A 24,653-nucleotide genomic window follows, 5' to 3' on the forward strand; every position below is an offset into this window, starting at 1 on the left:
TTTATCTGGCGCCCGAGCGCCGGCGTCGCCGAAGGCGACCAGGCCGACCCCCGAGGCGCAGCCGAGGCCCAGTGCCCCCTCACACCAAGATCAACCGAGAACAAAGCCCCCAAATACACAGCCTAAACGACCCCACCGACAAGATCGCCCAGCCGACCAAGAACCATGATCAACCAGCTCCAAAGCCCCCGAATACACAGCCTAACCAAGCCCACCGACAAGATCCGCCCACCGACCGACAACCATGATCAACCCACCGCAAAGCCCCCCAAATACACAGCCTGGACAACCCCACCGACAGTCCAGTGTGGAGTCGACCCGCCCACCAGCGTCCGCCGTCCGATCACACCCCCCAAACTCCCTACCCACTAACACTTTCGGTGAGAAATCCATCACAGCCCCCCTGCTACCCGATGGTAGTTGACCACAGTGTCCCGGTGACCGTCATCGCATCGCGCCCTGGCCCCGTGGGCGCACGCCTGGTCGGCCTCGGCGCGCACCGTCCGGCCACCGCCGTGGGCAGCGCCGAGATCGCCGCTCGCTTCGGCCGTACCGGCGAGTGGATCCAGGAACGGACCGGCATCGTCTCCCGCCGTTTCGCCCGCGCCGAGACCCTCGCCGCGATGGCAACCTCCGCCGGCACCCGTGCCCTCGCCCAAGCCGCCTGTACCCCCACCGACATCGACCTCGTCATCGCCGCCACCTGCAGCGCCCGCAGCCCAGTCCCGGTCCGCGCCGCTGAAATCGCCAAGGAACTCGGCGCCACCACGGCAGCCGCCTTCGACCTCAACGCCGCCTGCTCCGGCTTCTGCTACGCCATGGCCGTCGCCGCCGACACCATCCGCGCGGGCTCGGCCCGCCGCGTGCTCGTCGTCGGCACCGAACGCATGACCGAATGGGTCGACCCCGCCGACCTGGGCACCTCGATCATCTTCGGCGACGGAGCGGGCGCCGCCGTCGTCGAGGCCGCCGACGAGCCCGGCATCGGCCCGGTCGTCTGGGGCAGCGACGGCGCGGAAGAGGCCGCCGAGCTGATCGAGATCCCGGTCGGTGGGCAGATGCGGATGCAGGGCCAGGCCGTGTTCCGCTGGGCCACCACCGAGGTCCACCTGATCGCCCGCCTCGCCTGCGAACGCGCCGGGGTCGACCCGTCCGAGCTGGCCGCGATCGTTCCGCACCAGGCGAACCTGCGGATCGTCGAGGCGCTGGCGCGCAAACTGGACGCTCCGAAGGCGACGATCGCCCGCGACATCGTCGAGTCCGGCAACACCTCCGCCGCCTCCATCCCGTTGGCGATGGAGCGGCTGCTGTCCGACCGCCTGGTCGACCCGGGCGGACTGGCCCTGCTGGTCGGTTTCGGAGCCGGGCTCACCTACGCGGCGCAGGTGGTCCGCTTCCCGAGCCGGGCTCACTGCACGACATCGCGGTACCAGTAATAGGAATCCTTCGGCGTTCGCCGCTGGGTCGGATAGTCGATGTGGACCAAGCCGAACCGCTCCCGATATCCGGCCGCCCATTCGAAGTTGTCGGTCGCCGACCACGCGAAGTAACCGCGCACGTCCGCACCGGCGGCCATCGCCGCGGCCAGCGCGCGCAGGTGGCCGTCGTGGTAGGCGATCCGGTCCGGGTCGGCCACCCGGCCGTCCACCGGGTCCGGGTCGTGGTAGGAGCAGCCGCTTTCGGTGATGTACAGCGGCGGCAGCGCGTCCCCGTACCGGGCCCGGAAGGTCCCGATGATCTCGCTGAGCCCGTCCGGGACGACCGGCCAGCCGAAGTCGGTCATCGGGTACCCGTCGATCGGTTGGGGGGCGAACGGCAGGCCGGGGGGCAGCATGGAGCCTGCCGAGTCACCCGCGCCGACGAGGGTGGGTTGGTAGTAGTTGATGCCGAAGAAGTCCAGGGGTTCGGAGATCACCTTCAGGTCCGCGAGCACGGGTCCGGGCATGGCGGCGGCGAGTTCGGGGGCCGGGTATTCGCCGCGCAGGATCGGGTCGGCGAACAGCCAATTGGCGAGGACGTCGTAGGTTTCGGCGGCCCCCGTGTCGACCTCGGACTGGGACGCGGGCCAGATCGGGCCGTGGTTGCCTGCGATCCCGATCCCGTCGCACCCGGCCGCGCGCAGTGCTTGGACGGCGAGGCCGTGGCCGAGCAGCAGGTGGTGGGCGACCGGCAGTGCGGCGAACCCCAACCCCTTACCCGGCGCGTGGACCTCCAGCGCGTACCCGTACATGGTCACGACGACCGGCTCGTTCAGCGGCATCCACAACTTGACCCGGTCGCCCAGCCGGGAGCCGACAACCGAGGCGTAGTCGGCGAACCGGGCGGCGGTGTCCCGGTTCAGCCACCCGCCCGCGTCCTCCAGGCTCTGCGGGGTGTCCCAGTGGAACAGTGTCACCGCGGGCGCGATCCCGGCCGCGCACAGTTCGTCGACCAGGCGGTCGTAGAAGTCCAGTCCCGAGCCGGACGAGATGACCCGCGGCCAGGCGACGGAGAACCGGTAGGCGCCGACGCCCAAGTCCTTCAGCAGGGCCACGTCCTCGCGGTACCGGTGGTAGTGGTCGGTCGCCACCGCGCCGGTGTCGCCGCCCGCGATCCGGCCGGGCTCGGCGCAGAAGGTGTCCCACACCGAGGGGACGCGACCGTCGGCGTCGACCGCGCCCTCGACCTGGTACGCGGCCGACGCCACACCCCACAGGAAGTCGGCGGGGAAACCGGGGAACGGCATGGGGGCTCCTAACGAACCGAGCGGATGCGGAACACGAGCACGGCACCGGCCAGGCCGACCGCCGCGGCGAGCGCGTACAGCACGGGGTACCCACCCAGGTGCGCCACGACCGGCGCGGCCAGCACCGGCGCCAGCACCTGAGGCAGCGCGTTCGCGACGTTGATCACCCCGAGATCCTTGCCCCGGTCGGCCGCGGTGGGCAACACCTGGGTGACGAGGGCGAAGTCCACCGAGGTGTAGGCGCCGAACCCGATGCCGAGCACGACGGCCGCGCACACCGCCCCGGTCCAGGTCGGCCACCCCGCCAGCAGCGCCGCCGCCACCGACATGACCACCCCGGACCCGCACACGAACACCCGGCGCCGCCCCACCCGGTCCGACCACACGCCACCCACCAGCACCGTGGCCAGCAACGCGACGGCGTAGACCGCGGTCAGCACGAACACCCCGCCCGCCGGGTCCGCGACCCGCACCCGGTCCTTGAGGTAGTAGAGCAGGTACAGCAGCGCCAGCGCGTTGCCCAGGTTCATCAGGAACCGGGTCGCCCACGCCCACAGGAAGTCCGGCGTCGGCCGGGACCGGGTCCCCGTGCCCCGCGCGGGCACGTCGTCCCGGTTGACCAGGAAGAACGGGATCGGCCCGAGGACAACGAACACGGCGCACGCGAGGTATCCACTCAGGACAGTCCCGCCGACCAGCGCCAGCCCGGTTCCGGCCATGATCCCGACCGTCTGGGCCAGACCGAACCAGCCGCCGACCGTCCCCCGGCGCTCGGGCGGCACCTGGTCCGGGATCACCGCGCTCAACGCCGCGAACGGCGCGTTCAGCGCGACCTGGGTGACCGACCAGCCGACCACCATCATCGCGGTGGAAGTGGCCGTGGCCAACAGGACCAGCCCACCCGCGCCCGCCACAGCGCCCCACAGCACCCACGGCGTCCGCCGCCGCGACCGGTCCGACAGCGCGCCCCACACCGGGTTCGCCACCATCGAACACGCCGCGCCGACCGCCGCCACCACGGCCAGCACGGACTCCTTGGACGCGGGGGACAGCGCGTCGGCCTGCCTGGCCAACAGGATCTGCAGCGGCCCGTACCAGCCGACGAACACCGCCGCCGTCGCCAGGCTGAATCCGGCGACCCACCGACCACCCGGCCCGCCCACTTGACCTCCCGGACGACCCGGACGTTGAAACCCGAACAAGAATCGGTGTTCGGGGTAGACCGGTCAAGAAGGGCGTTCGGGGGTCAAGCCCCGCCGGTCAGGCCCGCTGATCAGGCCGTGCTCGGGTCGAACTCGCTCGGGCGGTCGCGCAGGCCGAGCAACCACTGCACGGCCTGCTCGCAGCGGGCCGCCGCGAAGCCGTCGCCGAAGGGGTTGACCGCGGGCGCCACCGAACGGCGTTCCACGTGGGTGAGCACCAGCTTCTCCGCCGTGCGGGCCACCACCGCCCGGTCCGCGCCCGCCGTCCACGGGTAGCCCGGCGCGCACGGCTCCGCCCAGGTCCCCGGCTCGCCGCCCACCAGCAGCACCGGCACCCCGAAGCTCGGCGCCTGCTCGGCCAGGGTCGTCGAGTCCGTCACCACCGCGGCCGACACCGACAGCAGGCACACCAACTCCGGCTGCGGCAGCGGGTCGGTGATCGTCACCCGCACCAGCCTGCCCAGCATGTCGTAGGCGAGGTGGCGCAGCGGGCCGCGGGCGACCGGCAGCACGACCTCCAGGTCCGGGCAGGCCAACACCAGGTCCGCGATCCCGTGCAGCACCTGCGCCGCGCGCCCGTCCGGCCAGTGGCCGTCGGCCAGCACGACCGGGCACAACCGGACCTCGCCCGCCACCACCGCGTTCTCCACGGCCTGCACCCGGTCGTCGCGGTGCCGGACGTAGCGGTCCAGCGCGTCGAACCCGGCGTCGACGGCGGTGCTGCCGACGGTCACCACCTTCGGGCCGCCGTGGCACTCGTCGACCAGGTTCGCCGAGGCGCCCGGGGTGGCGGCCAGGTGCAGCGACGACACCTGCGCGATCAACCGGCGGTGCCCCTCTTGCGGGAACGGGGCAGTGAGGTCGAACGAGCGGACGCCCGCGTCCAGGTGCACCACCGGCACCCTCCGCCAGAACGCCGCCATCGCCGCCGCGAACGCCGTCGCCGAGTCGCCCTGCACCACCACCGCGGCAGGCGGCCGGTCGACGAACGCGTGGTCGAGGCCCGCCAACAACTGCGCGGCGGCGCGGGAGGTCGCCAGGCCGTCGCGGGCCAACTCGACCAGCACGTCGGTGGCCAGGCCGTACCCGGAGAGCACCTCGGTGGCCGCGCGGGCGTCGTCACCGCAGGCCAGCAGCACCGGCCGGACCCGCCTGCGGGCCCGCATCGCGGCCGCCAGCGGAGCCAACTTCACCGCGGCGGCGGCGTCCCCGGCGACCAGGCACACCTCGGGGGCGCACCCGGGCGCGGCCGGAGAAGGCAACGGCACCAACGTGTTCGGCACGGCGCCCCTTCCGCTCCCACGGCGGACACCCCCACTCGCGTCCGGCGTTCCCTGCCTGCGGTATAGCGATGGACGCCGGGAACGTTACCGACCGTGGTCGCGCCAATCGCCTCCGACACGCCCGCCCGAACGGGCACGTTCCGGCTGGTGAAGTCCGCCTACGAGACACTGCCCGACCCCGGCGAACCCCCGGGCACGCGCCCGCCAACGGGATCGGCGTGGCCCCGGTCGTCCTGGCCGTGCCGTTGCTCCTGCCGAAACGGCTGCCACCGGTATCGCAGGCGAGTTGGCTGGGGCTGACCGCGGTCGCGGTACGGTGCGGGCGGCTGTACGCGGCTGCGGTGAAGGCGCGACGGGCCGCGCAGGAAGAACTCAGTGAGCGCACCTCGGCGTCGCCGACGTCGAACCGGTGGGCGAGCGGCCGACCGCGGACATGCCGATCACCAACCTGGGCCGCCCGAACGGGGGCTCAGAGCTGCCGGTCGGGTGCCATTCCGCGCTGCAGGCGGGTCGCGTAGACGGCGGCCTCGGTGCGCCGGTCGAAGCCGAGCTTGTGCAGCAGGGTCGACACGTAGTTCTTCACCGTCTTCTCCGCCAGGTACAGCGCCCCCGCGATCTGCCGGTTGGTCATCCCCTCGGCGATCAGGTCCAGGATCTTGCGCTCCTGCGGGCTCAGCGTCGCGTACCGCGGGTCTTCCACCCGACCGGCGCGCAGCCGGTCCAGCACGGTCGCGGTCACCCCGGCGTCCAGCAGCGACCCGCCCTCGGCCAGGGTGCGCACCGCCGACACGAGGTCGTCCCCGCTGACCTGCTTGAGCATGTACCCGGCCGCCCCGGCCATGATCGCCCCGAACAGCGCCTCGTCGTCGGAGAACGAGGTCAGCATCAGGCACGCGGGCGGCGGCTCGACCGACGAGCGCACGTCCCGGCACACCGACACGCCCTCGCCGTCGGGCAGCCGCACGTCCAGGATGGCCACCCGGGGCCGCACCGCCGGGATCCGGGCCAGTGCCTGCGCCGCGGTCGCCGCCTCGCCGACCACCTCGATGTCCGGCTCGACCTCCAGCAACTGGCGCAGCCCCCGGCGGACGACCTCGTGGTCGTCGAGCACGAACACGGAAATGCTCATCCACGCGCCTCCTGGCCTCGTGTCGCCGACCCGGGGCGGGCCGGCAACGGCACGTCCCAGTCGACCCTGGTCCCGCCCACCGCGGGCGAGTCGATCACGCAGTCACCGTCCCAGCGGCGGGCCCGCTGGACCATGTTCGCCAGGCCACCGCGGTGGCCGACCTCCTCGGGCAGCCCGCGCCCGTCGTCCTGCACCAGCAACCGCAGCCGCCGCGCGTGCCGGTCCACCGACACGGTCAGCGCCACCGACCCGCCCCTGGCGTGCCGGACCACGTTCGACAGAGCTTCCCGCAGGGTGGCGATCAGGTCGAGCGCCACGTCCGCGGGCACCACCGAGTCCAGCGGCCCCTCCAGCCGGACCGTCGGCTCGAAGCCCAGCGCGACGCTCGCCTCGGAGATCACCCGCAGCACCTCGCCGCGCAGGCTGTACGGGCCGCCCGCGGGCTGCTGCAGGGAGAAGATGCTGCGCCGGATCTCCCGGATGGTCTGGTCGATCTCGGCGACGAACCCGCTCAGCCGCCGCGCCGCGTCCTCCGGGGCGCGCTTGAGGCCCTGCAGCCCGAGCCCGAGCGCGAACAGCCGCTGGATCACCAGGTCGTGCAGGTCGCGGGCGATCCGGTCGCGCTCCTCGAACAGCGCCAGCCGCTGCCGGTCCTGCTGCGCCTCGGCGAACTCGATGGCCAGCGCGGCGTGCGCGCCGTAGTCGATGACCATCCGCAGGTCGTCCTCGTCGAACCGGGTGCCGCCCTCCTCGCGGGCCACCATCAGCACCCCGTTCGGCCGGGCGCCCGCGATCAGCGGCACGAACAGCGCGGGCCCGAGCGCGTTGATGCCGGGCGGCAACTGCTGGAAGGTGGACAGCGACCGGGTCAGCGTCGCCTCGGCCACCTCGGTCATCATCCTGGCCCGACCGGTGCCGTGCACGTCACCGGTGAGGCTGTCCCGGATGGACATCTGTTCACCGGTCAACTCCTTGGCCATCAAGCCGTCCACCGCGGCCAGCCGCAGGTGCTCGCCGTCGTCGGGCACCGCCACGAAGCCGAACACCGCGCCCGCGGTCTCCCTGGCCCGGCGCACCAGCAGGTCGTAGCCCTCGGCGGCGGTCGCGCTGGTCCGCAGCACGGCGGTGACCTCGGTGGTGGCGCGCAGCCAGCGCTCCCGCCGGTGGCTGCGGTCGAAGTGGCGGGCGTTCTCCACCGCCATCCCGGCCGCCGCCGCCAACGCCACCACCACGTCCTCATCCTCCTGGGTGAACGCCCGCCCGTCGACCTTCTCGGTCAGGTACAGGTTGCCGAACACCTCACCGCGCACCCGGATCGGCACCCCGAGGAACGACCCCATCGCCGGGTGGTGCGCCGGGAACCCCGCGGTGTCCGGGTGCTCGGCCAGGTCGGTGACGCGCAGCGGCTCCGGGTTCTTGATCACCAGGCCGAGCACGCCCTTGCCGACCGGCGGCGCGCCGATCACCGCCCCGTCCCCTTCGGCCAGTCCGGTGTGGGTGAACTCGACCAGGTGGCCGTCCTGCCCGAGCACCCCCAGCGCGCCGTAGCGCGCCCCGGCCAATTCACAGCCCGCGGTCACGATGCGGCGCAGCACGTCCGGCAGGGAGAGGTCGCTCGCCACCGAGAGCACCGCGTCCAGCAGGTGGCGCATCCGCTCCTGGGACACCTCGGCCGCCGCGGCCCGGTCGACCAGCCCGCGGAACAGGTTGGCCCGGTGCGGGTGCGGGTCGGCCTGCCCGGTCGCGGCCCCGTCCGGGCTGCCCGCACCAGCCTCCACCACGGTGTTCACCGCTCTTTCCCGTGTCCCTTGTGCGCACACCCCCGGGGGCCGGGTGACCGGCGCCCGCCCGCGACGGCTCGCCGGGGAATTGCTCGGGTGTGATCGGTGCGTTGAGCGTCCACGACATTCGCGCACCGCGCAAGGGCGCGTCCCGACCGGCCGGGATGATGCCCCCGAATTGACCAGTCGTGTTGCCCCCTCGCCCGGTCCGGGGGTGGTTGGTGACCTTATGGCTCAGCGCGGCCGTCATGATCACCCGCTGTCGCCTGCCCCGGCCGGGGCGTGCCGATCCGGCTCCGCCCACGGGGGCGACCGCCGCCCGGACGTCCGCACCGGCGATCCCGGTCCGTGACCACCGATACACGCGGCTGATGACCTGTTCGGTGCAAATGGCATGGCGGATTCCCGCGCGCGTTTTATCCCGAATCGGCGAGCGCATTGTTGAAATGGGAACTCAACCGGTTCCCGAGACAATCCAGCGCAGCGTCCAGCGACCCGGCCCGCCGCGCAGCGTCGTCCGCGACAGCGGTGCCACGTCCACCCGCCAGAACGCCGCCGGGCCCGCGCCCAGCGCGTGCGCCACCGCCGCCTTCACCACCGCCGGGTGGGTCACCGCCGCCGTCCGCCTGGCCGACCGCTCGTCCAGCCAGGCCCCGACCCGCCGGGTCAGCGCCGCCACCGACTCGCCGCCGTGCGGCGCGGAGTCCGGGTCGGTCAGCCACAGCGTCATCGCGTCCGGCTCGGCGGCCGCCACCTCGTCCAGGCCCCGGCCCCGCCAGTGCCCGCAGTCCAGGTCGCGCAGCCGCTCGTCCGGTTCCGCGGCCAACCCCAGCCCGTGCGCGGTCTGCGCGCAGCGCAGCGTCGGCCCGCGCAGTACCTGGTCGAACTCGCCCAGGTCGACGACCGCCGGGACCGCCTCCACCGGCTCGTCGCCGGGGAACACCGCTCCCCGGGTCGCCGCCGTCGCCGCGTGGCACACCAAGACCACCCGCTGCGAGGACATGTCCCGCGCACCCCCGAAATCCCGTCGTGGTCCGATCGGGCCCATCCTGCCGCACTCAGGCCGGTCGCCGGCGGACCCCGCCCGCCGCCGCGCCGGGCGGCCACAGCCGACCGACCCGGCCGACATCGCCAACCTGCGCGCCGACGCCCTGTCGGCGCAGATCGCGGGCAGTGTCAAGCTCGACAGCCTCAGCGTCGTCCCCGGCGCCCCGGGCAGGCCGGAGAGGGAGGTCTTGTGGCCGGACTCTGGCGTGCCTGCACCGGCTGGCGCCGATCAAGGTCCTGGTCGCCAGAGGGGTGCAGACCCGGGTGATCGCAGGCCCGATCGCTGTGCTCGTCGCGGTCGCCGCCTTCCCGCTGACCAACCTGGGCGGCCTGTTCCTCGGTTCCTTGTTCGGGGCGGTCGGGGCGCGATGGCCGCGTCGTGGGCGCCGCGCGAGGAGAAGCCCGCTCAGGTCGTGGTGGCCTGAACGAACCGGGTGATCGCGTCCGGGCTACCCGCCGGGTGCGTGTGCAGGTACGAGGCGTGCAACCCGCCGAGGGTGAAGCCCTCGCGGTGCGGCTGTCCGTCGTGGTCCCGCCAGGTCCACGATGGACGGTCGGTGTGCGCGGGGGTGATCCGGGTGCGGTGGAACTCGTGCCCGGTGACCCGGCTGCCCTCCGGGTACAGCACCGACCCGGCGGTGGCCACGGCGTCGCGGTAGCCGAGGCGCAACCGGGGTGTCATGACGGCCGCCGCGTCGAGGACACCGCACATCGGGTGGCCGTCCAGGGTCCGCGCCAGGAACAGCAGGCCGCCGCACTCGGCGTGCACCGGGGCGCCGGATCGGACCAGCGCGGCGACGTCGGTCCGCAGGCTTTCGTTGGCGGACAGGGCTTCCGCGTGTGCCTCGGGGAAACCGCCGGGCAGGACGAGCGCCGCGGTGCCGTCCGGCAGCTTCTCGTCCCGCAGGGGATCGACGACGGCCACCTCCGCGCCCGCCGCCCGCAACAGCTCGGTGTGTTCGGCGTAGCCGAAGGTGAACGCGGGCCCACCTGCCACCGCGATCACCGGTCGTCCGGGAACGCGGCTCACCTCATCGGCGGGGGACCACCGCGCGCAGTCCACAGTGGCCGCCGACCGGGCGACCCGCGCCACCGCATCGATGTCCACAGAGGACTCGATGAGTGCCGACATCGCCGCCACCGCCCGCACCGCCCGCGCCCCGTGCTCGGCCGCCGGGACCAGGCCCAGGTGCCGGGACGGCACGTCGACCGCGGCCGCCCGGCGCACCGAACCCACCACCGGCAGCCCGGCCTCCCCGCACGCCTCGCGCAGCACCTCGTCGTGCCGGTCCGACCCGACCTGGTTGAGCACCACGCCCGCGATCCGCACCCCCGGCCGGAACGACCGGAACCCGTGCAGCAGCGCGGCCAGGCTCGTGCTCTGCCCGCGCGCGTCCACCACCAGCAGCACCGGGGCGGCCAGCAACCCGGCCACGTGCGCGGTCGACCCCAGTCCGCCTTCCGCGACGTGGTGGCCCACCCGCCCGTCGAACAGGCCCATGACCCCCTCGACCACCGCGATGTCCGCGCCCGCCGACCCGTGCCGGAACAGCGGCCGGACCCGGTCGGTCCCGACCAGCACCGGGTCCAGGTTCCGGCCGGGCCGCCCGGCGGCGAGCGTGTGGTAGCCGGGGTCGATGTAGTCCGGACCGACCTTGAACGGTGCGACCACGTGCCCACGGCCCCGCAGCGCCGCCATCAACCCGGTCGCCACCGTGGTCTTGCCACTACCGGACCCGGGCGCGGCGACGACCACCCGGGCTACCACCCGGTCACCATTCGATGCCCTTGCGCGCGGAGCTCATCGGGTGCTGGCCTACGGCGAAACCAAGGGCGGCACCAGCGGGGCGCACGCACTCATCAGCGGCTGGCAGGTCGACGGGGCCAAGGTGCACGTCGCCTACAGCTGGTGCTAGACCTGTGTTGTGGTCCGAGCGGGCGTGGCGCGGTGTGCCACCGCGGTCTTGCCGTTGCCGGACCTGGGTGCGGTGATGACCATCCAGGCCGCCGCCGGTCACCATTCGATGCCCTTCTGGCCCTTGTGCCCGGAATCCATCGGGTGCTTCACCTTCGTCATGTGTGTCACCAGGTCCGCCGCGTCCACAAGGGACTCCGGGGCGTCCCGGCCGGTGATCACCACGTGCTGGTGGCCAGGTCGGTCGGCCAGGGTCCGGACCACCTCGTCGGTGTCGATCCAGCCCCACTTGAGCGGGTAGGTGAACTCGTCGAGCACGTACAGGTCGTGCGCTTCGGCGGCCAACCGGCGGCTGATCTCGGCCCAGCCCTCGCGCGCCGCCCCGGCGTGGTCCTCCTCGGTGCCCGCCTTGCGCGACCACGACCACCCGGCGCCCATCTTGTGCCACTCGACCGGGCCACCCTCGCCGGTCTGCTCGTGCAGCCTGCCCAGCGCCAGGAACGCGGACTCCTCGCCGACCCGCCACTTCGCGGACTTGACGAACTGGAACACCCCGATCGACCAGCCCTGGTTCCAGCCGCGCAGCGCCAGCCCGAACGCGGCGGTCGACTTGCCCTTCATCTCCCCGGTGTGCACCACGACCAGCGGCCGGTTACGGCGCTGCCGGGTCGTCAGCCCGTCCTCTGGGACGGCGGTCGGTTTTCCTTGCGGCATAACGGTTCCCCCTATGCGGCGCGGGCCGCGCGGACCACGCCCGCGACGGCGTCGGCGGACAGTTCGTCCAGGCGCAGACCGGTTCCGCCGAGCGCGGCGGTGATCCGGTCGACCAGCCCGAGCCGCACGGGGCCGCTCTCGCAGTCGACGACCACGCTCGCCACCCCGGCCGCGGCGATCACCGAGGCGGCCCGCACCGCGTCACCCACGGCGTCACCAGAGGTGCGACCACCCCGGTTCACCGCCACGGTCGCCCGGCCGTCGGTCACCAGGACCAACAGCGCCCGCCTGCGCGGGTCCCGCATCCGCTCGACCGCCAACGCCTTGTGCGCCCGCAGCAATCCATCCGCCAACGGGGTCCGCCCACCGGTGCGCAGATCACGCAGGCGGGCCACCGCCGTCTCCACAGAGGACGTTGGTGGCAGCGCCAGGTCCGCGTCCGCGCCACGGAAGGTGACCAGTCCGACCTTGTCCCGCCGCTGGTAGGCGTCCCGCAGCAGCGAGATCACCGCGCCGGTCACCGCCGTCATCCGCTTGCGGGCGGCCATCGACCCGGACGCGTCCACCACGAACAGCACCAGGTTCGACTCGCGGCCCTCCCGCACCGCCCGCCGGACATCGCCGCCGCGCACCACAAGCCCAGGACCGCTGCGGCCCCGCGCGAGTTGGTGCGGCGCGGCGGCGGCCAGCGTCCCGACCAGGTGGATGCCCGACCCCTGCGACGTCGAGGCCCGCAATGCCCGACCCGCGCCCGCGCGCGACCGGGACCGCCTACCCGGGGCACCCTCACCCACGCCGTCGATCTGCAGCACCCGCGCCCGGAAGGTCTCGTCGGGGCGGGCGGGGGCCTTGGTGGTGTCGCCGGTGTCGCCGCCCTGCTGGATGTCCTGTTTGCCCTGGTCCCCCGAGGGTTCCGGTGAGTCCTGGGGCTCCGGGGAGCTGCCGCCGCCGGGTCCATCGGGCTCGGGCTCCCGGGCGGCCTCGTCGGCGGCGTCGCGCAGTGCCTGCGACAGTTGCTCCTGGTCCAGGCCGGGCTCGTCGAACGGGTCGCGGCGGCGGCGGTGCGGCAGGGCGAGCCGGGCGGCGACCTCGACGTCGACCTCCTCGACCGCGGCGGCACCGCGCCAGGCGGCGTGCGCGACGGCGGCGCGGGCCACCACCAGGTCCGCCCGCATGCCGTCGACGTCGAACGCCGCGCACACCGCCGCGATCCGGCGCAGCTCCGCGTCCGGCAGGGCAACCTCGGGCAATGCCTTGCGGGCCACGGTGATCCGGTCGGCCAGCTCGGTGTCCGAAGTGGACCAGGCGGCGGCGAACCCGGCCGGGTCGGCCTCGAACGCCAGCCTGCGCCGGATCACCTCGGCGCGGGTGTCCACGTCCCGGGCCGCGCGGACCTCCACCGTCAGCCCGAACCGGTCGAGCAGTTGCGGCCGCAGCTCGCCCTCTTCCGGGTTCATCGTGCCGACCAGCAGGAACGATGCCGCGTGCGACACCGACACGCCCTCGCGCTCCACGTGCGCCCGGCCCATCGCGGCGGCGTCGAGCAGCAGGTCGACCAGGTGGTCGTGCAGCAGGTTGACCTCGTCGACGTAGAGCACGCCCCGGTGCGCGGCGGCCAGCAGACCGGGCTGGTAGGCGCGGACACCCTCGGTCAACGCGCGCTCCAGGTCCAGCGAGCCGATCACCCGGTCCTCGGTCGCGCCCACGGGCAGTTCCACCAGCCGGGCGGGCCGGGTGTCGGACTCGACGGCGGCGTGCGGACCGTCCGGGCAACGCGGGTCGGGTCGGGCCGGGTCGCAGGAGAACCGGCAACCCGCGACGACCTCGGCGGGCGGCAAGAGGGCGGCGAGGGCGCGGACCACGGTCGACTTGGCCGTGCCCTTCTCGCCCCGCACCAGCACCCCGCCGATCCCCGGGTGCACCGCGTTGAGCAGCAACGACAACCGCAGGTCGGCGTGGCCGACGACGGCCGAGAACGGGTAACCGGGTGACGTCATGGGTGCTGACACGCCGTGGTGGTCCTCACTCCGGGTCCGCGCCCGGATCGGTGGGCAGCGGGGCCGAGTGTCCTGGCTCCCGGGTTGACCCCGGTCACAGTGGCGGGACCGCACCGGACTCACACCGGTTTCCCTCGCACACCCTGCTGATCTGTCTGGAGTTGGCCCAGGCATCGTCGCAGACCAGGGGGTCCTGGCCAAGTCGTGGGCGAGTGGGGTGGCCGGGATCTCGAGTCGGTTAGGGTCTGGGCCCGTGGCGGTGACGGTGCTCGGGATCGGGGCGGACGGGGTGGCCGGGTTGGCGCCGTCGGCCCGCGCCGAGTTGGACCGCGCCCGGGTCGTCGTCGGTTCCGCCCGTCAGCTCGCACTGCTGCCCTCGGACATCGTTGCGGAACGGATCACCTGGCCGTCACCGTTGCTCCCCGCCATCCCCGGTTTGCTCGCCGAACACGACGACCTGTGCGTGCTGGCCAGCGGCGATCCGATGTTCCACGGCATCGGCAGCACCCTGAGCCGGTTCGCCGAGGTGCGCGTGTTGCCGCATCCGTCATCGGTGTCGCTCGCGTGCGCCCGGCTGGGCTGGGCGGTGCAAGACGTGGAGGTCGTGAGCACCGTTGCGCGACCGGTCGAACGGTTGCACGCCGTGCTGCACCCGGGACGCCGCGTGCTCGTGCTCAGCTCGGATGGCTCCACTCCGGCCGCCGTGGCCGCACTGGTGCGCGATCGCGGGTTCGGGTCCAGCGAGATCACCGTCCTGGAGGAACTGGGCGGGCCGGGGGAGCGGATCACTTCTGACCTGCACGACAACGCTGCGCTGAACGTCGTCGCCATCGAGTGCGCCGCCGACCCGGGCGCGCGGCGGCTGCCCCGGGTGCCAGGCCTGCCCGACGATGTCTACGAGCACGACGGCCAGATCACCAAACGCGAGGTCCGGGCGGTCACGGTGTCGTCGTTGGCGCCGGAGCCGGGCCAGTTGTTGTGGGATGTCGGCGCGGGCTCCGGCAGCGTCGGCATCGAGTGGGGTCGCACCCACCCGTCCTGCAGGGTGATCGCGGTCGAACCCAGAGCAGACCGGGCCGATCGGGTCGAGCGCAACGCCCTTGCCCTTGGCGTACCAGGGTTGACGCTGGTGCGCGGGGTGGCGCCGGACGCGCTGGACGGCCTCGAAGCGCCGGACGCGGTGTTCGTCGGCGGGGGAGTGACGGCCGAAGGGGTGCTGCAGGCCTGCTGGGCGGCGGTCAAGCCCGGTGGCCGGATTGTGGTCAACGCGGTCACCCTCGAATCCGAGACCCTGGTCGCCCGCTGGCACAGTGACGTCGGCGGCACCCTGACCCGACTGTCGGTGGGCCGCGCCGAACCGGTCGGCGGGTTCACCGGGTGGCGGCAGGCGATGCCGGTAACGCAGTGGGTGGCCACGAAGGAGTCAACATGACCGTGCACTTCATCGGCGCCGGACCGGGCGCGGCGGACCTGATCACCGTGCGCGGACGCGACATCATCGCCGCCGCGCCGGTTTGCCTCTACGCGGGCGCCCTGGTACCCGAGGAACTGCTGGACCTGTGCCCACCGGAGGCCCGCCGGATCAACACGGCGTCGCTGGCGCTGGACCAGATCGTCGACGAGATGGTCAGCGCTCACCGGGCCGGGCTCGATGTGGCCAGACTGCACTCCGGTGATCCCTCGGTGTTCAGCGCCATGGCCGAGCAGACGCGCCGCCTCGACGCGGCGGGAGTGCCCTACGACGTCACCCCGGGCGTACCCGCGTTCGCCGCCGCCGCCGCGTCGCTCAAGCAGGAGCTGACCGTGCCCGCCGTGGGGCAGACGGTGGTGCTGACCAGGATCGCCGCGCAGGCCACGCCGATGCCGCCGGGGGAGGACCTGGCGAGCCTGGGCCGCGCGCGGGCCACGATGGTGCTGCACCTGGCGGTCCAGCGGATCGACGAGGTCGTCGCCGAGCTGGTCCCGAACTACGGCGCCGACTGCCCGGTCGCGATCGTGGCCTACGCGTCCCGCCAGGACGAGGTGATCCTGCGCGGCACCCTGGCGAGCATCGCCACCCAGGTCCAGGCGGCGGGCATCCGGCGCACCGCGGTGATCATCGTGGGGCGGGTGCTCGACCCCACCGGGTTCCGGGAGAGCCACCTCTACGCCGCGGAGCGGGTCCGCGGGTGAGGGTGCTGGTCCTCGGCGGCACCGGCGAGGCGCGGGCACTCGCGGCCGCCCTGCACGAGCACCCCGGTCACCAGGTCGTCTCTTCGCTCGCGGGACGGGTCCGCGAACCGAGGCTGCCGGTTGGCGAGGTCAGGGTCGGCGGTTTCGGCGGTCCCGACCGGCTCGCCGAATGGCTTGTCGCGCACCACGTCGACGCCATTGTGGACGCCACGCACCCGTTCGCGGAACGGATCAGCGCGTCCGCCGTGCTCGCCGCCCGCGCCGTGGGGCGGCCGCTGCTGGTGCTGCGCAGGCCGGGCTGGACTTCGCGATCGGGGTGGCACTGGGTGGACTCCCTCGACCAGGCTTGTGCCGTGGCGACGAGCTTGGGCGAGCGGATCTTCCTCACCACCGGCAGGCAGGGCCTCGCCGCGTTCGCCGGGTCAGCCCGCTGGTTCCTGGTCCGCTGCGTCGACCCGCCGGACCCACCACTGCCCGCTCGCGCACGGTTGCTGCTCGACCGCGGACCGTACACAGTGGACGGCGAACGGGCGTTGCTGCGCGAGCACCGGATCGACGTGCTGGTCACCAAGGACAGCGGCGGGTCGCTGACCTCGGCCAAACTCGACGCCGCCGAGGAGGTCGGGCTGCCGGTCGTCGTCGTGCGCAGGCCCGCCCCGCCGGACGCGGCCGTCGTCGAGTCGGTCGACCAGGTCCTCGCCTGGCTGCGCCGGTGATCCCCGGGCTGGACCGGTGCGCGGCGACCCTGGAGTCGGCCACCACCGTGGCCTTCCACGGCGACGACCTGCCGGATGACGTGGAACTGGACACCCTCGAACTGCCCGACCGGACCGTCGCCGCCGTCCGGTTGCCCCTCGCGGACGCGGTGCCGGTGCTGACCCGGGCCCGCCGCGGTCCCGGCAGCCACCCGACGGCCGCGTTCTGGGGCGCCGTCGTGGTCGTCGCGCTCCGGCAGCTCACCCGAGGCGTGTTGTCCGACGACGACCGGGCGCGGCTGGCCGAGTTGGCCGCGCGGATGCCGTCGGACGCGCACCTGGCCCCGTCGGCCGACGAGGCGGTCCGGCTGTTCGTCGAGGCCATCGCCGGTCCGATCGATGTGCTGCGGCTGCCCGGCGTCCGGCTCTCGTTGCGGCTCGACCCGGACGGCACCTGTGTCGCCCAGGCCCACGGTCCGGGTGTCGTGGTCGACGCGGTCGAGGTGTTCAAGCGCGGCGACGAGGACACGAAGGCGGAGTTGGCGGACCTGGTGCACCGGGCCGCGCGGCGGTGGCCCCCGTTGCGGCGCCTGCTCGCGGACGACTTCCCGGACCGGTTGGCGTTGACCGAGGCCGAGGTCGGCGACCTGCTCGTCAACGCCGTCCGCCTCGGTGTCGACGTGCACTGGCCGCGCGACATGCTGGGCTCGTTGTCCCGCCGGGTGGTCGTCGGCCGCACCGAGTCCGCGCACGGCGTGCTGGCCGCCGAGTGGGAGCTCGTCCTGGATGGCACCGCGTTGACCACCGACGAGGTAGACCGGCTCGCGGCCACCCACGCGGGCGCGGTTCGGTTGCGCGACCGCTGGATCCTGGTCGAGCCGGACGTGGTGCCACGGGCCCTGCGCCCGTTCACCGTCGCGGAGGCGTTGAACGCCGCGCTGACCGGGGTGGCCGAGGTCGACGGGCGCGAGGTGCCGGTCGCCGCGACCGGGTGGCTCGACGAGCTGCGGACCCGGATCGCCGAACCCGAGTCCGGTCCGCCGGTGCCGCAACCCCCCGGCCTGACCGCCGTCCTGCGCGACTACCAGTTGCGCGGCCTGCGCTGGCTGGAGCGGATGACCCGGCTCGGCCTGGGCGCCTGCCTGGCCGACGACATGGGCCTGGGCAAGACGATCACCGTGATCGCGCTGCACCTGCACCGGTCCACTGTGGAGCCAACCCTGGTGGTGTGCCCGGCCTCACTGCTCGGGAACTGGGCGCGGGAAGTGGCCCGCTTCGCGCCGTCCGTCCCGGTGACCCGCTACCACGGCACGGCGCGGGCGCTGGTCGACTCCGGCATCGTGCTCACCACCTACGCCGTGCTCCGCCGGGACACCGACCGGCTGGCGGCCCAACCGTGGGGCCTGGTGGTCGCCGACGAGGCGCAGCACGCCAAGAACCCGGATTCCGCCACCGCCAGGGCTTTGCGCGCGATTCCCTGCCCGGCCAGGGTCGCGCTGACCGGTACCCCGGTGGAGAACAGCCTCACCGACCTGTGGTCCATTGTGGACTGGACAACGCCCGGCCTGCTCGGCACCCGCGCCGCGTTCCGGCAGCGCTGGTCGGACACCGCCGACCCCGTCGTCGCGGCCCGCTTCGCCCGGCTGATCCGCCCGTTCCTGTTGCGCCGCCGCAAGTCCGACCCCGGCGTCGTCCCGGAGCTGCCGCCGAAGACCGACACCGACCACCCGGTCCCGCTGACCCGCGAACAGGTCGGCCTCTACACGGCGGCGGTCCGCACCGCCATGGCCGACATCCGCTCCGCCGAGGGCATCGCCCGGCGCGGCCACATCCTCAAGATGCTCACCGCGCTCAAGCAGATCTGCAACCACCCCGCCCACTACCTGCGCGAACCCCCCACCCGCCTGGCGGGCCGGTCCGGCAAACTGGCGTTGCTGGACGAACTCCTCGACACGATCATCGCCGAGGACTCGGCCGCGCTGGTCTTCACCCAGTACGTCACCATGGCCAAACTCCTGCGCCACCACCTCGAGTCCCGCGGCGTCCCCTGTGGCCTCCTGCACGGCGGAACCCCCGTCCCCCACCGCGAAACCCTCGTCGCCGACTTCACCGAGGGCCGCTTCCCGGTCTTCCTCCTGTCGCTGAAAGCCGCAGGCACCGGCCTCAACCTCACCCGCGCCGACCACGTCATCCACTACGACCGCTGGTGGAACCCAGCCGTTGAGGACCAGGCCACCGACCGGGCATACCGCATCGGCCAAACCCGCCCGGTCCAAGTCCACCGCCTGATCGCGGAGGGCACCGTCGAAGACCGCATCGCGGCCCTCCTGCACACCAAACGCACCCTGGCCACCACCGTGCTCCCCACCGACAACCCGACCATCTCCGACCTCAACAACGACGAACTGTCGGCATTGGTGGAGTTCCGCGGTTGACCCCGGATCGCCCTGAGCAGCCCCCGAATCCCAGCCTACTGACCACCACCGACACCGCCCTCGGACTCGATCGGCGGTTGTCCACAGTGCGCAGGGTTGTCCACAGCGCCCCGCTGAAGGGTCCGGACTTGTCGGTAGCCACCACTAGGCTGGATTCGGGGGCTGCTCAGCCCGGTTCGATCTTGGCGGCGTTCTATTCGACCTTGCCCCCGGCCGAGCCCTGGCACGGCACCTGACCGACGCAGGGTGACCGGGCTGATCCCCTTGCTGGACACCCGCGTCCACGAAGCCCCCCTTGCTCTCCGCACAGCCACCTCCACTGCGGCAACCCCCCGACGAGTACGGATCGGCCTCCTTCGCCGCGATCAGCCCAAACCACCGCTCCCTGAAGATCGCTCTGAGCAGCCCCCGAATCCCAGCCTACTGACCACCACCGACACCGCCCTCGGACTCGATCGGCGGTTGTCCACAGTGCACAGGGTTGTCCACAAGGCTCCGCTGAAGGGGCCGGACTGTTGGTAGCCACCACTAGGCTGGATTTGGGGGCTGCTCAGGCCGGTCCGATCTTGGCGGGACGAGCGCATCAGTTCTATTCGACCTTGCCCCAGCCGAGCCCCGGCATGGCACCTGACCGACCCAGGGTGACCGGGCTGATCCCCTTGCTGGACAACCCCACGAAGCTCTCCATACTCTCACCGCGGCCACCCGCCTCTGCTGCGGCAAGCCCCCGACGAGTTCGGATCGGCCTCCTTCGCCGCGACCGGCCCAACCACCGCTCCCTGAAGATCGTTCTGAGCAGCCCCCGAATCCAGCCTACCGACCACCACCGACCCCTCGGACTTCTCAGCGAGCATCCTGTGGTCGGCTCCACCCTGTGTGGACAACTCCGTTCCCGGCTGGCTGCACCCTCTTGCGGGCAGACCCGTTGCCGATGGGCGTGCCTCCACCTGTGCGTGCCGATCCGTTCTCGACGGCGGGCCGGGCCGGCGTGCTTCCGCCCGTGTGGGCTGATCCGCTGCCGACAGCGGGCCGGCGCACCTCTACCCCTGGCCTGCGGTTGTCCACAGCGGGTGGGGCTGTCCACAGGGTGCTTGCTGAGGGGGTCGGAGGGTCGGTAGCCACCACTAGGCTGGATTCGGGGGCTGCTCAGGCCGGCTCGATCTTGGCGACGCGATGGCCGTCGCGAGCGAGGTGCGGGAAATCCCGTTGGCGGTCGGTGGCGGGCGCTGCTACCTTTCCGGTTGCCGTGCGAGTGAGCGAGGGAGGTGGTACCTGTGAACGTATCGACATGGGTGCTCCCCTCTGGGGTCACGGTCGGGCGGTAGGTCGTCCGGGAGCGCCGTTCACGAGCACTCCCGAAAGGCACGACCATGCGATTCACTTCCGAACAGCGCCTCGACGATGGTGTCGTCGAGCGCGAGTTCACCCTCGGCGACATCCCCGGCGTCCTGTGGACGCCCCCGTCCCCCTCCGCGCCGGTCCCGTTGATCTTGCTCGGTCATCCCGGCGGGCTGCGCAAGATGTACCCCCGACTGGCGGCTCGGGCGCGGGGTTCCGTGGCGGCTGGCTACGCCGCGGCCACTATCGAGCTACCCGGGAGCGGCGACCGCCCCCGGTCCCCGGCCGCCGAGGAGGCCCGCGCCGACCTGCGTCGGGCGTTGGCGGCGGGTGGCCCGGTCGACGACGAGATCGTCGACCGGCTGGTCCTGCCGTTGGTAGAGGCCGCGGTTCCGGAGTGGCGGGCTGCTATGGATGTCCTGCTCACGTTGCCCGAGATCGGCGGCCCGGTCGGGTTCGCGGGCGGGGTGATCTCCATCGGGGTCCGGTTGGCGGTGGTCGAACCGCGGATCTCGGCGGCCATCCTGTTCGCCGGGAGTTTCGTGCCCCGCGCCATGTTCGACGAGGCCCGGCAGGTCACCATCCCGCTGCAGGTCCTGCTCCAGTGGGACGACGAGGGGAACGACCGCCAACAGGCCCTGGACCTGTTCGACGCCTTCGGCTCCAAGGAAAAGACGCTGCACGCCAACATGGGCGGACACACCGGCGTCCCCGAGTTCGAGGGGGACGCCGGGAACCGGTTCTTCGCCCGGCACCTGAAGTGAGAGCCCGCCGCTGTCGAGGGTCTGCCTCGACAGCGGCGGCTCAGCCGGGGTAGTGCCGGGGGGTGTAGACGACGGAACTGCCGTCCGGTTTGGTGATGTGGACGGTTTGTGACGAGCCGACCAGCAGCAGGCAGCGCATGTCGACGGTGGTCGGGTCCAGGTCGACGAGGCGGACCACGCGGACTGATTCGGTTGGGCCGCCGACATCCCGGCCGATCACGACGGGGGTGTCGGGGGATCTGTGGCGCAGCAACAGGTCCCTGGCCTCGCCGAGTTGCCACGTTCGGGATCGGGAGGCCGGGTTGTAGATGGCGATCGCCAGGTCGGCGGCGGCGACGGCGGCGAGCCGGTCGGTGATGACCGACCAAGGTTTGAGCCGGTCGGACAGCGAGATCACACAGAAATCATGCCCGAGCGGTGCACCCACCCGACTGGCCACGGCTTGGGCGGCGGTCACACCGGGCAAAACCCGAACCGGCACCGAAGCCCATTCCGGGTCCGCCGCCACCTCCAACACGGCGGCGGCCATGGCGAACACGCCCGGATCGCCGGAGGACACCACAACCACCCGACGGCCGCGCTTGGCCAGGTCCAGGGCGAACGCGGCCCGCTCGGCCTCCACTTGGTTGTCCGACGCATGGCGCCGCTGCCGGGCGTTGACCGGAACCCGATCCAGATAAGTCTTGTATCCGACCAGATCATCGGCCGAGGACAACGCTTCCTGCACCTCCGGCGTCAACCACGGCCGCCCCGCGGGCCCCGTGCCGACAACAACGACCTCACCCGCCGGAGAAGCGCCCGACGGCTCGACGACAGCCCCCGGTCCGTCATTCAACGGACTCGGCAACAACGCCAACGAGAAATACGGCACGGTCGACGGGGCCACTTCGGACAGTGGTAGCGCCCGTCCCTCCGACCACGTCGCCCGCTCGACGTACAAAGCCCGGTCCAGTTTCCCCGCCGCCGCGAAAGCGTCCCGGACCTTGCCGAACGTCCGACCCAGCTTCAGCACCGCCGCCGAGTCCGTGCGCTCCAAGTGCTCGGCCAGGTCCTCTCCGGACAACGTGCCCGGCAAGACAGTCAGCACCTCTTCGCCTTCGACCAACGGCCGACCCAACACCGCGGCGGCGGCGCTGACAGAGGTCACGCCGGGTACCACCTCTGTCGGATACCTGTCACACAACCGTTTGTGCATGTGCATGTAGGACCCGTAGAACAACGGATCGCCCTCGGCTAAAACCACCACATCGCGACCCGCGTCCAAATGCGCGGCCAGCCGAGCGGCGGCGTGCTCGTAGAACTCCGCCATCGCACCCGCGTAACCGCCCGGATGATCCGTTGTCTCAACGGTGAGCGGATAGATCAACTGCTCCTCGATCTGCCCCTCACGCAAATACGGCGCCGCCACCCCGCGCGCGATCGACCGACCATGGCGGGCACTGTGATAGGCGATCACATCCGCCGCGCCGATCAACCGGGCTGCCTTGACCGTCACGAGTTCCGGATCGCCGGGACCGAGCCCGACGCCATAAAGGGTCCCGGTCATTCTTCCTCACTCGCGATCGCATTCACGGCCGCCACCGCCATAGCGCTACCGCCACGCCGCCCCCGGACGACCAAATACGGAACACCGTGCGCGGCAAGGGCTTCCTTGGATTCGGCCGCCCCGATGAAACCAACCGGCAACCCCAGAATCGCGGCAGGCTGCTCGGCCCCGGCGTCAATCATGTCCAACAATGCGAACAACGCCGTCGGAGCGTTGCCCACAGCCACCACCGACCCGGCCAGCCGGTCCCGCCACAACTCGACCGCCGCCGCGCTGCGCGTGTTGCCCAACGACGCCGCCAGGTCAGGCACTCGTGGGTCGCCCAACGTGCAGACGACCTCGTTGTTCGCGGGCAGTCGCCGACGGGTGATGCCCGAGGCGACCATCTGCGCGTCGCACAGCACCGGTGCCCCGCCGAGCAGCGCGGCGCGGGCCGAGACGACCACATCGGGGGAGTAGGCGACATCGTCGACCAGGTCGACCATCCCGCAGGCGTGGATCATGCGGACCACCACGCGCGCCACGTCCACCGGTAGCCCGGCCAGGTCGGCCTCGGCGCGGATCGTGGCGAACGAGCGGCGGTAGATCTCCGCGCCGTCCCGGATGTAGTCGGTCACCCTCACTCCTGCCTTCCCCGGGCGACCGCCTCGGCCACCCGTTCCACCGCGACCCCGTCGACCAGGAACCCGGTCTCCGCGGCCACCACGTCCAGTACATCCCCGGCAGGGCGTCCGCACCGGCGCCCACAACCCGACCAGTGCACCGCCCGCCCCGGCGTCGACACCGTCATCGCCAGCGCCCGCACATCAGCCAGCGCCTGGTGGCACCCGGGTCGCCCGGCGCACGCCGTCACCCCGATACCGGGCGCCGCCGGATCGGTGATCAACCCCAGTCCGCCGGGCAGGTCGCCGCGCACCACCAGCCCCCGCCACGGTGTCACGACCACATCGCCCAGCGCTCTGGCCTGTTCGGCGGTCAACCGACCCAGCGGGACGGCCGCCCCGACCCCCTGTCCGCCGTCAGCGAACACGACCGGCCCCACGGGTCCACCGGTCGGGGGGCGCCGGGCGGCCAACCGTCCCACGCCCGGTGCAAAACGGCGCGCGAGCCCGCCCACATCCGGCAACTCGGCGATCCGCCACTGCCCGTCCCGCACGTCGAGGAACGCCAGCGCGACCGCCACCAGCGCGGCCACCACATCCCCGGCGGCCACCCGCACCCCGTGGTCCACCCCGCCGAGCAGCACCGCGAACGAACCGTCGACCGGTATGGCCGCCACGTCCGCGCCCAGCCACGCCACGTCCCCGGCACCGCTGTCCACCGCGAACAGGAACCGCCCCGGTAGCCCCGCCAGCCGGGGCTCCGCGCACACCGCCGCGTCCAACTCCGCCGCGAGCACCCCGGACCCGAGCGGCGACGCCATGATGTTGCGCACTTTCTCGTGGGTCAGCGACGGCAGCAGCCCGATCGCCGCCAGCTCCGCCCCCAGCTCCACCTCGGCACCCTGGGCCAGCCCGCGCAGTTGCAGGTTGGCCCGGGAGGTCAACTCCAGACCGCCATCGCCCAGGTCGACGGCCAGATCCGCCAGCCGCCGCACCTGCTCGCCACTGACCCGACCGCCGGGAATCCTGATCCGCGCCAGGCCGCCATCGGCCGCCCGGTGCACGTCGAGGGCGCCGGGGCACGCGTCTGCGCCCGTTCGGCGCTGGGGGATGGCCACCGTCCGAATATAAGGTGAGCGGGACACAGCGATGGCAGGTGGAGGAAGCCGGTGCGAATCCGGCGCGGTCCCGCCACTGTCACCGGGGAGCAGACCTGAACCAGCCACGGCAACCGCCGGAAGGCCGGGCGAGCGTCGATCCGGGAGCCAGGACACTCCGGCCGTCGCGACCCACGACCCGGGGCGCGGA

Annotated in this window: 19 protein-coding genes and 2 riboswitches; of the genes, 7 read left to right on the forward strand and 12 right to left on the reverse strand. The window is 72.7% G+C overall.

Translation table 11 applies throughout. From position 1 onward, the window contains the following. The first annotated feature begins 437 nt into the window (after nt 1-437). Nucleotides 438-1,436 carry a beta-ketoacyl-ACP synthase 3 gene (locus H504_RS0131740; RefSeq protein WP_245614539.1) on the forward strand — a complete coding sequence of 333 codons (999 nt, stop codon included), beginning with the start codon at nt 438-440 and terminating at the stop codon, nt 1,434-1,436. Here H504_RS0131740 and H504_RS0131745 read toward each other — a convergent pair. The 6 genes from H504_RS0131745 to H504_RS0131770 all read right to left on the reverse strand — a co-directional run bounded on the left by H504_RS0131745 (nt 1,409) and on the right by H504_RS0131770 (nt 9,123). Beyond that, nucleotides 1,409-2,725 carry a GH1 family beta-glucosidase gene (locus H504_RS0131745; RefSeq protein WP_026426086.1) on the reverse strand — a complete coding sequence of 439 codons (1,317 nt, stop codon included), beginning with the start codon at nt 2,723-2,725 and terminating at the stop codon, nt 1,409-1,411. The genes H504_RS0131740 and H504_RS0131745 overlap by 28 nt on opposite strands. Before the next feature lie 8 nt (nt 2,726-2,733). Further along, nucleotides 2,734-3,888: an MFS transporter gene (locus tag H504_RS0131750; protein ID WP_026426087.1), complete on the reverse strand. Its 1,155-nt coding sequence runs from the start codon at nt 3,886-3,888 to the stop codon at nt 2,734-2,736. Between the two features lie 110 nt (nt 3,889-3,998). Further along, entirely contained in the window at nt 3,999-5,210 is a 1,212-nt protein-coding gene (locus H504_RS0131755) for a UDP-N-acetylglucosamine 2-epimerase (protein ID WP_084468492.1), read from the reverse strand. Nucleotides 5,211-5,679: 469 nt separating this feature from the next. Further along, entirely contained in the window at nt 5,680-6,339 is a 660-nt protein-coding gene (locus H504_RS0131760; RefSeq protein WP_026426089.1) for a response regulator, read from the reverse strand. After that, the gene (locus H504_RS38080) at nt 6,336-8,129 is read right to left on the reverse strand and encodes a sensor histidine kinase (RefSeq protein WP_051386478.1); all 1,794 of its coding nucleotides are present in this window, start codon (nt 8,127-8,129) and stop codon (nt 6,336-6,338) included. Before H504_RS38080 ends, H504_RS0131760 begins: the two co-directional genes overlap by 4 nt. 445 nt (nt 8,130-8,574) lie before the next feature. Beyond that, nucleotides 8,575-9,123: a histidine phosphatase family protein gene (locus H504_RS0131770; protein ID WP_035307232.1), complete on the reverse strand. Its 549-nt coding sequence runs from the start codon at nt 9,121-9,123 to the stop codon at nt 8,575-8,577. 296 nt (nt 9,124-9,419) lie between these two features. On the opposite strand from H504_RS0131770, the gene H504_RS44155 reads away from it, so the two are divergent. Beyond that, the gene (locus H504_RS44155; protein ID WP_425394097.1) at nt 9,420-9,605 is read left to right on the forward strand and encodes a DUF6114 domain-containing protein; all 186 of its coding nucleotides are present in this window, start codon (nt 9,420-9,422) and stop codon (nt 9,603-9,605) included. On the opposite strand, the gene H504_RS0131775 is transcribed toward H504_RS44155, so the two are convergent. From H504_RS0131775 to H504_RS0131795, 3 genes are all read right to left on the reverse strand, one after another. Beyond that, nucleotides 9,574-10,935 (reverse strand): cobyrinic acid a,c-diamide synthase CobB, encoded by a 1,362-nt coding sequence (locus H504_RS0131775; RefSeq protein WP_026426091.1) that lies wholly within the window; start codon nt 10,933-10,935, stop codon nt 9,574-9,576. The two genes, H504_RS44155 and H504_RS0131775, sit on opposite strands and share 32 nt — an antisense overlap. Before the next feature lie 246 nt (nt 10,936-11,181). Next, nucleotides 11,182-11,796, reverse strand: coding sequence for a cob(I)yrinic acid a,c-diamide adenosyltransferase (gene cobO / locus H504_RS0131790; protein ID WP_026426092.1), 615 nt, complete (start codon nt 11,794-11,796; stop codon nt 11,182-11,184). Nucleotides 11,797-11,807: 11 nt separating this feature from the next. Beyond that, nucleotides 11,808-13,793, reverse strand: coding sequence for a putative cobaltochelatase (locus H504_RS0131795; RefSeq protein ID WP_026426093.1), 1,986 nt, complete (start codon nt 13,791-13,793; stop codon nt 11,808-11,810). Between the two features lie 44 nt (nt 13,794-13,837). Then, nucleotides 13,838-13,954, reverse strand: a riboswitch (cobalamin riboswitch). 92 nt (nt 13,955-14,046) lie between these two features. Here H504_RS0131795 and cbiE point away from each other — a divergent pair. From cbiE to H504_RS0131825, 5 genes are all read left to right on the forward strand, one after another. Beyond that, a complete protein-coding gene (cbiE, locus tag H504_RS0131800) occupies nt 14,047-15,225 on the forward strand; it encodes a precorrin-6y C5,15-methyltransferase (decarboxylating) subunit CbiE (RefSeq protein WP_245614540.1) in 1,179 nt (392 codons plus the stop codon). Further along, nucleotides 15,222-15,965 (forward strand): precorrin-4 C(11)-methyltransferase, encoded by a 744-nt coding sequence (gene cobM, locus H504_RS0131805; protein ID WP_026426095.1) that lies wholly within the window; start codon nt 15,222-15,224, stop codon nt 15,963-15,965. Before cbiE ends, cobM begins: the two co-directional genes overlap by 4 nt. Next, on the forward strand, nt 15,962-16,681 hold the full coding sequence (locus H504_RS0131810) for a cobalt-precorrin-6A reductase (RefSeq protein WP_026426096.1): 720 nt from the start codon (nt 15,962-15,964) through the stop codon (nt 16,679-16,681). The genes cobM and H504_RS0131810 overlap by 4 nt, the downstream gene beginning before the upstream one ends. After that, complete coding sequence (locus H504_RS0131815; protein ID WP_026426097.1) at nt 16,678-19,095, forward strand: DEAD/DEAH box helicase; 2,418 nt, start codon at nt 16,678-16,680, stop codon at nt 19,093-19,095. The genes H504_RS0131810 and H504_RS0131815 overlap by 4 nt, the downstream gene beginning before the upstream one ends. Before the next feature lie 1,370 nt (nt 19,096-20,465). Beyond that, nucleotides 20,466-21,197 (forward strand): dienelactone hydrolase family protein, encoded by a 732-nt coding sequence (locus tag H504_RS0131825; RefSeq protein WP_026426098.1) that lies wholly within the window; start codon nt 20,466-20,468, stop codon nt 21,195-21,197. Nucleotides 21,198-21,237: 40 nt separating this feature from the next. Here H504_RS0131825 and cobJ read toward each other — a convergent pair whose 3' ends face one another. Genes cobJ through H504_RS0131840 form a run of 3 tightly spaced genes read right to left on the reverse strand, consistent with a single transcriptional unit; the run spans nt 21,238 to nt 24,463 of the window. Beyond that, nucleotides 21,238-22,743, reverse strand: coding sequence for a precorrin-3B C(17)-methyltransferase (gene cobJ, locus H504_RS0131830; protein WP_026426099.1), 1,506 nt, complete (start codon nt 22,741-22,743; stop codon nt 21,238-21,240). Beyond that, nucleotides 22,740-23,360, reverse strand: a complete 621-nt coding sequence (locus tag H504_RS0131835) for a precorrin-8X methylmutase (protein WP_026426100.1) — start codon at nt 23,358-23,360, stop codon at nt 22,740-22,742. Before H504_RS0131835 ends, cobJ begins: the two co-directional genes overlap by 4 nt. Nucleotides 23,361-23,362: 2 nt before the next feature. After that, the gene (locus H504_RS0131840; RefSeq protein ID WP_026426101.1) at nt 23,363-24,463 is read right to left on the reverse strand and encodes a hypothetical protein; all 1,101 of its coding nucleotides are present in this window, start codon (nt 24,461-24,463) and stop codon (nt 23,363-23,365) included. Nucleotides 24,464-24,504: 41 nt separating this feature from the next. Continuing rightward, nucleotides 24,505-24,621: riboswitch (cobalamin riboswitch) on the forward strand. The last annotated feature ends 32 nt before the right edge of the window (nt 24,622-24,653 follow it).

The sequence above is a fragment of the Actinokineospora inagensis DSM 44258 genome (assembly GCF_000482865.1).
Lineage (GTDB): Bacteria > Actinomycetota > Actinomycetes > Mycobacteriales > Pseudonocardiaceae > Actinokineospora > Actinokineospora inagensis.

Coding starts and splice junctions, on each gene's coding strand:
- H504_RS0131745 (WP_026426086.1), bottom strand. CDS start 2,725: ATGCCGTTCCCCGGTTTCCCCGCCGACTTCCTGTGGGGTGTGGCGTCG.
- H504_RS0131760 (WP_026426089.1), bottom strand. CDS start 6,339: ATGAGCATTTCCGTGTTCGTGCTCGACGACCACGAGGTCGTCCGCCGG.
- H504_RS0131770 (WP_035307232.1), bottom strand. CDS start 9,123: ATGTCCTCGCAGCGGGTGGTCTTGGTGTGCCACGCGGCGACGGCGGCG.
- cobO (WP_026426092.1), bottom strand. CDS start 11,796: ATGCCGCAAGGAAAACCGACCGCCGTCCCAGAGGACGGGCTGACGACC.
- H504_RS0131795 (WP_026426093.1), bottom strand. CDS start 13,793: ATGACGTCACCCGGTTACCCGTTCTCGGCCGTCGTCGGCCACGCCGAC.
- cobM (WP_026426095.1), top strand. CDS start 15,222: ATGACCGTGCACTTCATCGGCGCCGGACCGGGCGCGGCGGACCTGATC.
- H504_RS0131825 (WP_026426098.1), top strand. CDS start 20,466: ATGCGATTCACTTCCGAACAGCGCCTCGACGATGGTGTCGTCGAGCGC.
- cobJ (WP_026426099.1), bottom strand. CDS start 22,743: ATGACCGGGACCCTTTATGGCGTCGGGCTCGGTCCCGGCGATCCGGAA.